This is a genomic window from Azoarcus indigens, assembly GCF_004361735.1.
GTDB classification, from domain to species: domain Bacteria; phylum Pseudomonadota; class Gammaproteobacteria; order Burkholderiales; family Rhodocyclaceae; genus Azoarcus; species Azoarcus indigens.
This window is the reverse complement of record NZ_SNVV01000033.1, coordinates 28,617-41,187: the sequence shown is the minus strand read 5'-3', so window position 1 is coordinate 41,187 and position 12,571 is coordinate 28,617. Positions and strand designations below refer to the sequence as shown.

At 70.0% G+C, this 12,571-nt stretch carries 10 protein-coding genes; 4 read left to right on the top strand and 6 right to left on the bottom strand.

The genetic code is table 11. The features are described 5' to 3' along the window. The coding region (locus tag C7389_RS25775; protein ID WP_281275411.1) for a calcium-binding protein at nt 1-1,551 on the top strand (1,551 nt) is incomplete at its 5' end. 102 nt (nt 1,552-1,653) lie between these two features. Here C7389_RS25775 and C7389_RS23175 read toward each other — a convergent pair. The 6 genes from C7389_RS23175 to C7389_RS23150 all read right to left on the bottom strand — a co-directional run bounded on the left by C7389_RS23175 (nt 1,654) and on the right by C7389_RS23150 (nt 7,910). Beyond that, on the bottom strand, nt 1,654-3,159 hold the full coding sequence (locus C7389_RS23175; protein ID WP_211168525.1) for an aldehyde dehydrogenase family protein: 1,506 nt from the start codon (nt 3,157-3,159) through the stop codon (nt 1,654-1,656). A 22-nt stretch (nt 3,160-3,181) separates the two neighbouring features. Beyond that, a complete protein-coding gene (metC, locus tag C7389_RS23170; RefSeq protein WP_133595034.1) occupies nt 3,182-4,426 on the bottom strand; it encodes a cystathionine beta-lyase in 1,245 nt (414 codons plus the stop codon). A gap of 90 nt (nt 4,427-4,516) precedes the next feature. Beyond that, entirely contained in the window at nt 4,517-5,326 is an 810-nt protein-coding gene (locus C7389_RS23165; RefSeq protein ID WP_211168524.1) for an SDR family NAD(P)-dependent oxidoreductase, read from the bottom strand. Nucleotides 5,327-5,433: 107 nt separating this feature from the next. After that, nucleotides 5,434-6,270: an ABC transporter permease gene (locus C7389_RS23160; RefSeq protein ID WP_162851821.1), complete on the bottom strand. Its 837-nt coding sequence runs from the start codon at nt 6,268-6,270 to the stop codon at nt 5,434-5,436. Nucleotides 6,271-6,337: 67 nt separating this feature from the next. Further along, nucleotides 6,338-7,123: an ABC transporter permease gene (locus C7389_RS23155; protein ID WP_162851820.1), complete on the bottom strand. Its 786-nt coding sequence runs from the start codon at nt 7,121-7,123 to the stop codon at nt 6,338-6,340. Nucleotide 7,124: 1 nt separating this feature from the next. Further along, on the bottom strand, nt 7,125-7,910 hold the full coding sequence (locus C7389_RS23150) for an ABC transporter ATP-binding protein (protein WP_133595031.1): 786 nt from the start codon (nt 7,908-7,910) through the stop codon (nt 7,125-7,127). 276 nt (nt 7,911-8,186) lie between these two features. Between C7389_RS23150 and C7389_RS23145 the strand changes: the two genes are divergently transcribed. The 3 genes from C7389_RS23145 (at nt 8,187) to C7389_RS23135 (ending at nt 12,261) form a co-directional block, all read left to right on the top strand. Further along, a complete protein-coding gene (locus C7389_RS23145; RefSeq protein ID WP_211342532.1) occupies nt 8,187-8,684 on the top strand; it encodes a sigma-70 family RNA polymerase sigma factor in 498 nt (165 codons plus the stop codon). Next, nucleotides 8,681-9,661, top strand: a complete 981-nt coding sequence (locus tag C7389_RS23140) for a FecR domain-containing protein (protein WP_211168523.1) — start codon at nt 8,681-8,683, stop codon at nt 9,659-9,661. The genes C7389_RS23145 and C7389_RS23140 overlap by 4 nt, the downstream gene beginning before the upstream one ends. Nucleotides 9,662-9,852: 191 nt before the next feature. Continuing rightward, nucleotides 9,853-12,261, top strand: a complete 2,409-nt coding sequence (locus tag C7389_RS23135; RefSeq protein WP_133595029.1) for a TonB-dependent siderophore receptor — start codon at nt 9,853-9,855, stop codon at nt 12,259-12,261. Nucleotides 12,262-12,571 lie beyond the last annotated feature (310 nt).

The window sequence follows — 12,571 nt, the reverse complement described above, 5'->3', positions numbered from 1 at the left end:
CTCGGCAACGACAAGCTCTATGGCGGCACCGGCAGTGACGCCCTCTATGGTGGCGAAGGCGATGATTCCCTCTATGGTGGCGACCACGGAGATGTTCTGGACGGGGGCGCCGGTAACGACCTCCTCAGCGGCGACGCCGGCAGCGACACCTACCTCCTGCGCCTAGGCTCCGGCAACGACACCATCTACAACTACGACACTGCCGCCGCAACCACCAACACCGACACCATCCGGTTCGAAGACCTCGCCTCCACAAGCCCCATCCGCTTGCTCCGCTCCGGCAACGACCTCGTCATCGCCTACAGCGACACCGACTCCGTCTCCATCCAGAACCACTTCCTCAGCCCCTATTACTACATCGACCGTGTCCAATTCTCCGATGGCGTCACCCTCAGCCTCGAGCAACTGCTCGCCGCCTATCCCATCACCCTATCGGCCGGTGCCGACAGTGTCAGCTTCGGCTCCACCAATGACATCGTCCAGGGCCTGGAAGGCAACGACACCATCGATGGTGGTGCCGGCAGCGACGTCCTCTTCGGCAACCTCGGCAACGACAAGCTCTATGGCGGCACCGGCAGTGACGCCCTCTATGGTGGCGAAGGCGATGATTCCCTCTATGGTGGCGACCACGGAGATGTTCTGGACGGGGGCGCCGGTAACGACCTCCTCAGCGGCGACGCCGGCAGCGACACCTACCTCCTGCGCCTAGGCTCCGGCAACGACACCATCTACAACTACGACACTGCCGCCGCAACCACCAACACCGACACCATCCGGTTCGAAGACCTCGCCTCCACAAGCCCCATCCGCTTGCTCCGCTCCGGCAACGACCTCGTCATCGCCTACAGCGACACCGACTCCGTCTCCATCCAGAACCACTTCCTCAGCCCCTATTACTACATCGACCGTGTCCAATTCTCCGATGGCGTCACCCTCAGCCTCGAGCAACTGCTCGCCGCCTATCCCATCACCCTATCGGCCGGTGCCGACAGTGTCAGCTTCGGCTCCACCAATGACATCGTCCAGGGCCTGGAAGGCAACGACACCATCGATGGTGGTGCCGGCAACGACGTACTTTACGGCGGCGAAGGCAACGACAAGCTCTATGGCGGCAACGGCAACGATCTACTCAACGGGGGCTTAGGCGACGACTATCTCGCGGGAGGCACCGGCAACGACACCTACCTCTTCGCCCGCTCCGGCGGTCAGGACACCCTCTACGACTACGACACCACCACCGGCAACACCGACGTCCTCGCCTTCGGTGCCGACATCGCCGCCGATCAGCTCTGGTTCCAGCGCAGTGGCGACAACCTGGACATCAGCCTCATCGGCACGACGGACAAAGTCACCATCAGCGGTTGGTACCTGGGTAACGCCTACCACATCGAACAGCTCAAGACCGCTGATGGACTGACCTTGCTCGATAGCCAGGTCAACGCCCTGGTGTCGGCGATGGCTGCCTTCGCGCCGCCCAGCTCCGGTCAGACCACTCTGCCACAGGGCTACCAGGATGCCCTGTCGTCGGTCATCGCCGCCAACTGGCAGTAGCAAGGAAGAAGGCCGGCCTCTCGAAGGAGAGGCTGGCCTTCCCCTATACAGACGGAGCCGCAGAGAACACCGCCTGGCCGCACGCCTGCCGGCCAAGCCCAATCAGCGCATCTCCCCCGCGATCCACACGCCCTTCACCTGCATGTATTCCTCCAGCTGCTGCGTGCCGGATTCGTGGCCGAAGCCGCTCATCTTGTAGCCGCCGAAGGGCAGCGCGGGGTCGAGGACGTTGTAGCAGTTGATCCACACCGAGCCGGATTGCAGGCGACGGGCGAAGGCGTGGGCGCGGCCGACGTCGCGCGTCCATACGCCGGCGCCCAGGCCGTAGGGCGAGGCGTTGGCGCGGGCGAGGACTTCTTCGGCGCTGTCGAAGGGCATGGCGGCGAGCACCGGGCCAAAGATTTCCTCGCGGGCGATCCGCATGTGGTCGGCGACTTCGCCGAACACGGTGGGGGCAAGGTAGCTGCCGGCGGCCAGCGCGGCGCCGGTGGGGCGGTCGCCGCCGGCGAGCAGGCGGGCGCCTTCTTCCTCGCCGGCGGCGACGTAGCCGCGCACCCGCTCCAGCTGGCGGGGCGACACCAGCGGGCCGATCTCGGTGGCGGGGTCCAGGCCGGAGCCGACCTTGAGGCCGGCGGCGTAGCGGGCGACGGCGGCGACGAAGTCGTCATGCACCGCGCGCTCGACGAACAGCCGGGTGCCGGCGCTGCAGACCTGGCCGGCGTTGGCGAAGGCGGCCCAGGCGGCGGCCGGCACCGCGGCTTCCAGGTCGGCATCGGCGAAGACGATGTTGGGCGACTTGCCGCCCAGCTCCAGCGACAGCCGCTTCAGGTTGCCGGCGGCGGCCCGCATGATGGCCTGGGCGGTGGGCACAGAGCCGGTGAAGGCGATCTTGTCCACGCCGGGGTGGGCGGCCAGCGCGGCGCCGGCATCGTGGCCGTAGCCGGGCACGACGTTGAGCACGCCCGGCGGCAGGCCGGCCTGCAGCGCCAGTTCGGCGAAGCGCAGCGGCGACAGCGGTGCCTCCTCCGAGGGCTTGAGCACCAGGGTGCAGCCGGTGGCGAGCACCGGGCCGGCTTTCCAGATGGAGGCGATGAGCGGGCCGTTCCAGGGCACGATGGCGCCGACCACGCCCACCGGCTCGCGCACGGTGCAGGCGAAGATGTCGCTGGTGGTGGAGGGGGTCACCGTCTGGCCGTAGAGCGCGGTGGCCATGCCGGCGTAGTAGCGCAGCAGGCCGAGCAGCCAGTCCTTGGCGCCGCGGGTGTGGCGGATGGGCGCGCCCATGTCCAGGGTGTCGAGGATGCACAGCTCCTCGAAGTGCGCTTCGACCAGGTCGGCGAGCCTGAGCAGGATGCGCTGGCGTTCGGCCGGCCGCATGCGGCCCCAGGGGCCGTCGAAGGCGGCGCGGGCGGCGGCGACTGCGCGGTCGATGTCTTCGCTGCCGGCGCGGGCGACGCTCGCCAGCCGCTCGCCGGTGGCGGGGTCGTGGCTGTCGAAGGTCTGGCCGGCGGCGGCCTGGGTCCAGTCGCCGCCGATCAGCATGGGCTGCGGGCCGGCGGCGAGGCGGGTCTTGATGGCGGCGATCAGGCCGGGATCGGGTGCGTGCATGAGTGGATTCCTGTGGGCCCGTTCAGGCTGCCGCGGCGAGGCGGGCGAAGCCTTTTTCCAGGTCGCGGATGAGGTCGTCCGGGTCTTCCAGGCCGGCGTGCAAGCGCAGCGCCGGGCCGGGGTCTTTCCACTCGGTGGCGGTGCGCAGCGTGGCCGGCCAGGTGGGCACCACCAGGCTTTCGTAGCCGCCCCAGGAATAGCCCATGCGGAAGAGCTCCATGTGGTCCAGCATGGCGGCGAGCTGCGCCGGCGAGCAGGGCTGCAGCACCGCGCCGAAGAGGCCGGAGGCGCCGTGGAAGTCGCGCTTCCACAGTGCATGGCCGGGGTCGTCGGACAGCGCCGGGTACATCACCCGCGCCACTTCCGGCCGCTGCTGCAGCCAGCGCGCCACATGGGTGGCCGTTTCCTGGTGGCGCTTCATGCGGATGGGCAGGGTGCGCAGGCCGCGCAGCGCCATGTAGACGTCGTCCGGGCCGCCGCAGTAACCGGAACCGGAGGCGGTTTTCTTCACCGGGATGAAGGCTGGCTCGGTGCACACCGCGATGCCCAGCATCAGGTCGGAGTGGCCGGAGATGTACTTGGTGGCGGCATGCAGCGAGACGTCCACGCCATGGTCCAGCGGGCGGAAGCACAGCGGCGAGGCCCAGGTGTTGTCCATGATGGTGGTGATGCCGCGCTCCCGGCAGGCGGCGGCGATGGCCGGCACGTCCACCACCTCGAAGGTGAGCGAGCAGGGCGATTCCAGGTAGACCACCTTGGTGTTCGGCTGGAACAGTTCGCGGATGCCGGCGCCGATCAGCGGGTCGAAGTAGGTCACTTCCACGCCGAAGCGGATGAGGAATTCGTCGCAGAAGGCGCGCGCCGGGCCATACACGCTGTCGATGATGAGCAGGTGGTCGCCCGCCGACAGGAAGGCGGTGAGCGAGGCGGCGATGGCGCCCAGCCCGCAGGAGGTGACCACCGCGCGGTAGCCGCCCTCCAGCGTACTCACCGCGTCTTCCAGCGCGCGGGTGGTGGGCGTGCCTTCGCGGCCATAGGTGAATTGCTCGAAGGCGCCGCCGGCACGTTCGTGGCGGGTGTCGATGAGCTGCTCCACCGTTTCGAAGATGAAGGTGGAGGCGTGATAGACGGGCGGATTGACCACGCCGTGGAAGCGCTCAGGGTGGCGGCCTGCGTGCAGGGCGACGGTGTCTATGCCGTAGCCGGCAAGTGCGGGATCGGCGCCGGGCGGCAGCGCTGCGGCGGAAGGGGCTGGGGTATCGCTCATGTTCTCTCTGTATTTGGTTCGTTCTGGTTCGGGGCTGTGGCTTGCGGATACGCGCTACCTTCGGGCCGGGTTGCTTGCGCCGCAGCGCCGCTACACCACCGTGCCCGCATCCACCACGATGTCCTGCCCGGTGCACATGCGACCGGCGTCCGAGGCCAGGTGCAGCACCGCGCGGGCGATGTCTTCGCCTTCCACCAGGCGGCCGAGCGCGCTGCCGGCGGTGAAGCGCTCCAGCACCGCCTCATAGCTCATGCCTTCGCGGGCGGCGGATTGCTGGAACAGCCTGGTGAGCCGCGGGCCGGCGACGCCGCCGGGCGAGACCAGGTTGGCGGTGATGTCGTGTTCGCCGACTTCGCGCGCCACCGATTTCACCAGCCCGCGCAGGGCCCACTTCGATGCGGCGTACAGTGCCGAGCCGGCCACGCCCTTGTGGCCGTAGGTGCCGCCTATCACCACCACCCTGCCCTGCTTGCGCGCCACCATGGCCGGCAGCACTGCGCGCAGCGCCAGCATCACGCCGAGCACGTTGATGTCGAAGCAGGCGTGGTAGTCGGCGGCATCGCATTCCCACACCGGCTTGCGCGGACTGCCGACGCCAGCCACGCACAGCAGCAGGTCCACCTTGCCGAAGCAGGCCAGCGCGGCCCGCGCAGCCAACTCCATGTCGTCGCCGGCGGTCACGTCGGCGGCCAGCGCCAGCGCCTCGCGGCCCAGCTGGCGGATCTCTGCCGCCACCGCATCGCCCGCCTCGCGGTCGCGGCCGACCAGCGCCACATCGGCGCCGGCCCGGGCCAGCATCAGCGCCAGCTCGCGGCCCAGGCCGCGGGTGGCGCCGGTGATGAAGGCGACCTTGCCGTGCATCACGCCGGTCTCTGCCAGTGGTTTTTCGCTTGCGGCCATTCCGGTTGTTTCCATGTCAGTTGCTCCGCCGCACCCAGCGCGCGCCACACAGGCCGCCTGCGCCGCAGATGGCGAGGGCAATGGGCCCGAGAACACGCTCATCGCGCTCACTGCCCCCACTCGATCACCGCCACCTCGAAGGCGATGGTGAGGGTGAAGAACACGTAGGCGGCGCTGGTGCTGGCCAGCACTGCCGCCCACATCAGCGCGAAGTCCTGCCGGGCGTAGGCATCCAGCATCAGCGAGCCGAGGCCGGGCGCGCCGGACAGCCACTCGGCGAACATCGCGCACAGGATGGCGGTGCCGGCGGCGATGCGCAGGCCGGTGAAGAGGTAGGGCAGCGCGCACGGCAGGCGCACCTTGAACAGCGTCTGCCAGAAGCCGGCGCCGCAGGTGTGCATCAGCTCCATCAGGTTGCGGCCCGGCGCCTGGAAGCCCTTCTTCGCCGCCAGCATGATCTGGAAGAAGGTGAGCAGCACCACCATGCCGACGGTGTTGCCCTGCTCGCGGCCGAACACCAGCACCAGGATGGGAGCCACCGCGATCATCGGCACGGTGCGCATCAGCAGGATCAGCGGCATCACCACCCGGTCCAGCAGCGGGCAGGCGATGAAGCCCACCGCCAGCAGCGTCGCCAGCACCAGGCTGATCGCCATGCCCAGCAGGGTGGCGAACACCGTCCAGCCCACAGCGCCAGCCAACAAGGCCCCCTCGCGCGCCATCGCGGCAAAGCACTGCGCCGGGCTGGGCATGAGGTAGGCCGGCACCTGGAACACACTCACCAGCGCATGCCACAGCAACAGCGCCAGGCCCAGGCAGGCGAGGTAATTGACCAGCCGCGCCAGCGTCACCCGCAAAGGCGCCGGCAGACCGCGGCCCAGGGTGGCGCGACGGATGGCGCCCAGTGCGGGGCTGCCGCGCTTGCTCAAGGTCACCGCGCTCATCGCACCGCCCTCCCCGGCCGGCCGGCAGCCGGCGCCGCCCGCCGCGCGCATGGGTGGAAAAGCCGCTTCATACCGCCTCCCCTTCGCGCAGGTCGGCCGGCAGTGCCAGCCGCTCCAGCAGGCAAACGTAGGCGTAGGCGGCGGTGGACACCACGCAGGCCAGCAGCACCGTCGCCCACAGGCGATCCACCTGCAGGCCGAACATCGCGTTCAGCATTACCACGCCCAGGCCGGACTCCGCCCCGGTCCATTCGCCCACCAGCGCGCCTAGCAGCGCGAAGGGCGCAGTGATCTTCATGCCCATGAAGAGGTAGGGCAGCGCCCCCGGCAGCGCCAGCAGGCGGAAGCGCTGCAGCGGCGTGGCCGCCAGCACGGTAAACAGCTCGGCGGCCGTGGCGCGGCGGGTGTTGAGCCCCTGCACGAAGGCGATCAGCAGCGGGAAGAAGCACACCACCGCGGTGATCGCCACCCGGGTGGACAAGGACAGCCCCAGCCAGATGATGAGCACCGGCGCGATGGCGATGATGGGGATGCTGTTGAACACCGCGCCTACCGTCAGCACCGTGCCCTCCAGCGACTTGTACAGGTAGGCCAGCGAGCCCAGCGCCAGTGCTACCGCCAGGGCCAGCAGATAGCCCCAGGCGGCAGCGAACAGCGTCGGCGCCAGTTCGGCCAGCAGGCCGGCGTACTCCGCCGCCAACAGCCGCAGCACCGCGCTGGGCCGCGCCACCGTCAGCGGCAGCCAGCCCAGCCGCGCCGCCGCCTCCCAGCCGGCGAGCGCCGCCAGCAAGACCAGCGCCGGCGGCAGCCAGCGAATGAGGGCGCGGCCGGCGCCACGGCCCGGTCTGCGCATCTCAAGCATCCTGCAGCATCTCCACCATGTCGCCGAACAGGCTCTTGCGCGCCCGCTCCACGAGGGCGACGAAGTCCGGCTCGCCGATCTGCGACAGCCGGCGCGGGCGCGGCAGGTCCACCTTGATCTCATCGACGATGCGGCCCGGTCGCGCCGCCATCACGAAGATGCGGTCGGCCATCAGCACCGCCTCCTCGATGGAGTGGGTCACCATCAGCGCGGTGGTGCGCGACTCCGCCCAGATGCGCAACAGCTCCAGGTTCATGCGGAAGCGCATGATCTCGTCCAGCGCGCCGAAGGGCTCGTCCAGCAACAGCATCTGCGGCGAAGTCACCAGCGCGCGGGCGATGGCGCAGCGCTGCTGCATGCCGCCGGAAAGCTGGGAGGGCCGCGCATGCTCGAAACCGGCCAGCCCCACCAACTCCACCAGCGCCTGGATGGCCGCCGGGTCCACCGCGCGACGCCCGCCCACCACCTCCAGCGGCAGGCGGATGTTCTCGCTCACCGTGCGCCAGGGCAGCAGCGTGGCATCCTGGAAGACGAAGCCGATGTGGTGCGCCAGCCGCGCCTTGCGTGGCGCCTCGCCGGCCACCGAGATGTGCCCGCTGGTGGGCGACACGATGTCCGCGACCATGCGCAGCAGCGTGGACTTGCCACAGCCGGAGGGGCCGATCAGGGCGCCGAACTCGCCGGGGGCGAGGTCCAGGCTCACCGAATCGAGCGCGGTCACGCTGCGGCCGTCGATGTCGAAGGTCTTGCTGATGTTGTCTATTGCCAGGGCGGCCATCGTCGCGTCCGTGAAATCGTGGAAGGACGCGCCGGGCGCGCCTCGTCGGAATCAAGACTAACCAATGGCCAGCGGCTGGGGAGATGCCATTTCCGCGCCGCGGCGGGGCCGGTTTGGCTACGCCCGCCGGCACGCTTCCCGACTCGCCCGCCGCCGGGGCGAAGGCGGACATTGACCGCCGCCGCCCTTGCCTAGAGAATGAGAACCATTATTGATTAAGTTTTACCCGCGCCGCCGGCAAGCCTGCCGCAGCGGCGGCTTCCCCTGGAGCCTGCAGTGACCGACGCCTGCGCCCCGTCCGACGAAATCGCCGACCTGTACCGCGGCCACTACGGCTGGCTGCACACCATGCTCAGGCGCAAGCTGGGCTGCCGCCACCATGCGGCGGACGTCGCCCACGACACCTTCCTGCGCCTGCTCGGCCAGCGGCGGCTGGACCTCGGCCAGCCGCGGGCGCTGCTCACCCACATCGCCCGCGGCATCATGGTGGACCACTGGCGCCGGCAGGAAGTGGAGCGCGCCTACCTGGAGACCATCGCCCACCTGCCGGAACCGGAAGCGCCCTCGCCGGAGAGCCGCCTGCTCATCCTCGAAGCCCTGTACCGCGTCGAGGCCATGCTGCGCAGCATGCCGGCGCGCACCCGCGACATCTTCCTGCTCTCCCAGCTCGACGGCCTGGGCTATGCCGAGATCGCCAGCCGCATGGACGTCTCCCTGGCCACGGTGAAACGCCACATGCGCAGCGGCTTCATCGCCTGCCTGAAAGCCCTGTGAGCGCCCGCGCCACCGTGGCCAGCGAGATCAGCGACGCCCTGCTGGAAGAAGCCGCCGACTGGCTGGTTCGCCTGCACGCCGGCGAAGACAGCCCGGCGCTGCGCCGCGAACTCGAACGCTGGCGCGGCCAGAGCCCGGCGCACGCCGCCGCCTGGCAGCAGGCGGAAATCGTGCTGGGCAGCTTCCGCCAGGTGCCGGGGCAGATCGGCCGCCGCACCCTGGACGGCCTGCCGCGCCACGGCCGCCGCGGCGCCCTGCGCGGCCTCGGCCTGCTCGCCCTGGCCGCGCCCGCCGGCTGGCTGCTGTGGCGCCATCAGCCGTGGAGCGCCTGGCAAGCGGACTTGCGCACCGCCACCGGCGAACAGCGCAGCCTGCAGCTGGCCGACGGCACCCTACTCACCCTGGCCAGCGCCAGCGCGGTGGACATCCGCTACACCGAACATGAACGCCAGCTGCGTCTCATCGAAGGCGAGGTGATGATCACCACCGCGCCGGACAAGCAGCCCCGGCCCCGCCCCTTCGTCGTCCTCACCGCCCAGGGCCGCCTGCTGCCGCTGGGCACCCGCTTCTCGGTACGCCAGTTCGACGGCGCCACCGAGCTGGCGGTGTATGAAGGCGCGGTGCGCATCCACACCCGCGCCGGTGCCGAGCGCACCGTGCCCGCCGGCGAGCGCGCCCGCTTCGATGGCGGCGCCATCGCCGCCAGCCGCCCGGCCGCCGCCGGCGACGCCCTGTGGGCAGACGGCATGCTGGTCGCCCGCGACATGCGGCTGGCCGACTGGGTGGCCGAGATCGGCCGCTACCGCCCCGGCGTGCTGCGCTGCGACCCGGCGGTGGCCGAGCTGCGCGTCTCCGGCGCCTTCCCGCTGCAGGACACCGAGGCCAGCCTCGATCTGCTGCTCAAGACCCGCCCGCTGGCCGCCCGCCGCATCACCCGCTACTGGATCAGCCTGGAAGCGCCGCCGGAAGGCGTGTGACAGCCGCCGACCGGGCCGGGGCCGGCATTCGTGCCGCGGGGAATCACGCCGGCATCCCCCGCCCCTGTCCCGCACTCCCGGCGGCAAGCCGCTGACACTTTTTTTCCGCTCATGCGGTGTACCGGATGAAAGCGCCAGAACAAGGCGCATGCCCACTCATCCGGCTCACCCTTCTGAAAGGAAAGCACCGCATGTCGCACCGCCCCGCCTCCAGCCCGCGCCCGCTCGCCCTCCGGCCCCTCGCCCTCTCCCTCCGGCTGATGCTGGGCGGACTCGCCGCCGCCGCGCTGGCGCCGCAAGCCCTGGCCGCCGAACCGGCCGCCGCCGCCCGCAGCTACCAGATCGCCGCCGGCCCGCTGGGCGACGTGCTCGCCCAGTTCGCCGCGCAGACCGGCGTGCGCCTGTCCTTCGACCCGGCCCTGGTCGCCGGCTTGCGCAGCCCCGGCCTGCAGGGCAGCTACGGCGTGGGAGAAGGCTTCGCCCGCATCCTCGCCGGCAGCGGCTACGAGCTGGCCGACCTCGGCGGCGGCGCCTACACCCTGCGCAAGGCGCCGCCGCCCCCGGGCCGCGAGACCACGCTGGCGCCGGTCACCGTCACCGCGTCCGCCGGCGCGGGCGCGGAAACCGCCCTCGGCCCGGTCAAGGGCTACATCGCCACCCGCAGCATCACCGCCAGCAAGTCGGACATTCCGCTGATCGAGACGCCGCAGTCGGTCTCCATCGTCACCGCCGAGCAGATCGAGGTGCAGAACGCGGAATCCCTCGCCCAGGCGCTGCGCTACACCTCGGGCGTGCATCCGCTGGGCGGCGACAACACCACCAGCGACGGCATGGTGATCCGCGGCTTCAACGTCACCGGCTCGGCGCCGATGTACCTCAACGGCACCAAGCTCTCGCGCAACACCTTCTCCGGCGTGTCCGAGCCCTACGCCATGGAGCGCATCGAACTGCTGAAGGGGCCGGCCTCGGTGCTGTACGGCAACGCCGCGCCCGGCGGCATCATCAACATGGTGAGCAAGCTGCCGCAGGCCGAAACCCAGCGCGAGGTGAGGCTGCAGCTGGGCGACTACGACCGCCAGCAGATCGCCGGCGACTTCACCGGCGCGCTGAACGAAGACGGCAGCCTCACCTACCGCCTCACCGGCCTGGTCCGCCGCAGCGACACCTCGGTGGACCACGTCCCCGACGACCGCAACTTCGGCGCCGCCGCGCTGCGCTGGCAGCCCGGCGCCGACACCTCCTTCACCCTGTTCGCCAACTACCAGGAGAACGACACCGTCTACAACTACGGCCTGCCGGCCTCCGGCACCGTCAGTCACAACGTCAACGGCCGCATCCCGCGCGACCGCTTCGTCGGCGAGCCCGGCTTCAACAAGTTCGAGACCGAGAACAGCACCGTCGGCTACCTCTTCAGCCACCGCTTCAACGAGCAGCTGAGCTTCCGCCAGAACCTGCTCTACTTCACCGCCAGAAGCGACTACCGCGACATCTGGCTCGACTCCTTCGCCGCCACCGACAGCAGCATTTTCCGCGGCGCCTACACCCGCAACGACAAGAACCGCTCGTGGACGGTGGACAACCAGCTAGAAGGCCGCTTCCAGACCGGCGCGGTGGCGCACACGGTGCTCGTCGGCATCGACTACTCCGAGTCGGAATTCAAGCGCCTGCAGTACGGCGGCAGCGCCGCGCCGCTCGATCTCTACAACCCGGTCTACGGCAGCCCGGTCATCCTGAATGCCACGCCCCAGAGCCACTTCCGCGAGAACACCCGCCAGCTCGGCATCTATGCGCAGGATCACATGAAGATCGCCGAGCGCTGGGTGGTGATGCTGGGCGGACGGCATGACAAGGTCTATGGCCGCTCCAAGGACTACCTCAGCGGCAGCTCGGCCACCGACTACGACGACGACGCCACCACCGGCCGCGCCGGCCTGGTGTACCTGTTCGACAACGGCTTCGCCCCCTACCTCAGCTACGCCGAGTCCTTCGAGCCCACCACCGGCCGTGATGCGGGCGGCCGTGCCTTCAAGCCCACCGAAGGCAAACAGTACGAAGTCGGCCTGCGCTACCAGCCGGCCGGCCAGGCCCTGTCGGTCACCGCCTCCGCCTACCAGCTCACCCAGACCAACGTCACCACCAACGACCTCAACAACCCGGGCGAGTACATCCAGGAAGGCGAGGTGGAATCCCAGGGCTTCGAGGTCGAACTGCGCGCCCATTTCACCGAACGACTCAGCGTGATCGCGGCCTACGGCTACGTCGACAACAAGGTGACCAAGAGCGACTCCGGCACCAAGGGCAACCGCAGCGCCAGCGTCCCCATGCATACCGCCTCGGTGTGGGCCGACTACCAGCTCACCCCGGCGCTGAAGCTGGGCGGCGGCCTGCGCTATTACGGCGAAAGCTACGACGGCGCCAACACCGCCAAGGCCCCCGACTTCACCGTCGCCGACGCCATGCTCAGCTACCAGTTCACGCCGCAGTGGCAGCTGTCGCTGAACATCAACAACCTGTTCGACGAGCGCTACGCGACCTGCTCCTACGCCTGCTTCTACGGCGCCTCGCGCTCGGCGGTGGCGACGGCCACTTACCGCTGGTAAATCTCCGCCCGCCGCCGGGGACGCCTGGCCGGGCGCTTCCGGCGGCTCGCGAAACAAACCTCCGTGCACCGCGCCGCGGCCTCCTGCCCCGGGCGCATGCCCCCGCAGCGTAACGGCCTCGCGCGGGTACTCCCGCGGGGACGCCCCTTGCCCGCCCGCGCGAGCTCCTGCAGCACAGGCCCATCCGGCTGCTGGCCTCTGAGCCCAGCGGCAGCCGCAGAAAGCCCGCCCTCACCCGGCATCGCGACGAGCGCGTATGCTGGCCTTCATCCCCCTCCTCCGTTCGCAGCAGCGCACTCCGTACCGCGCA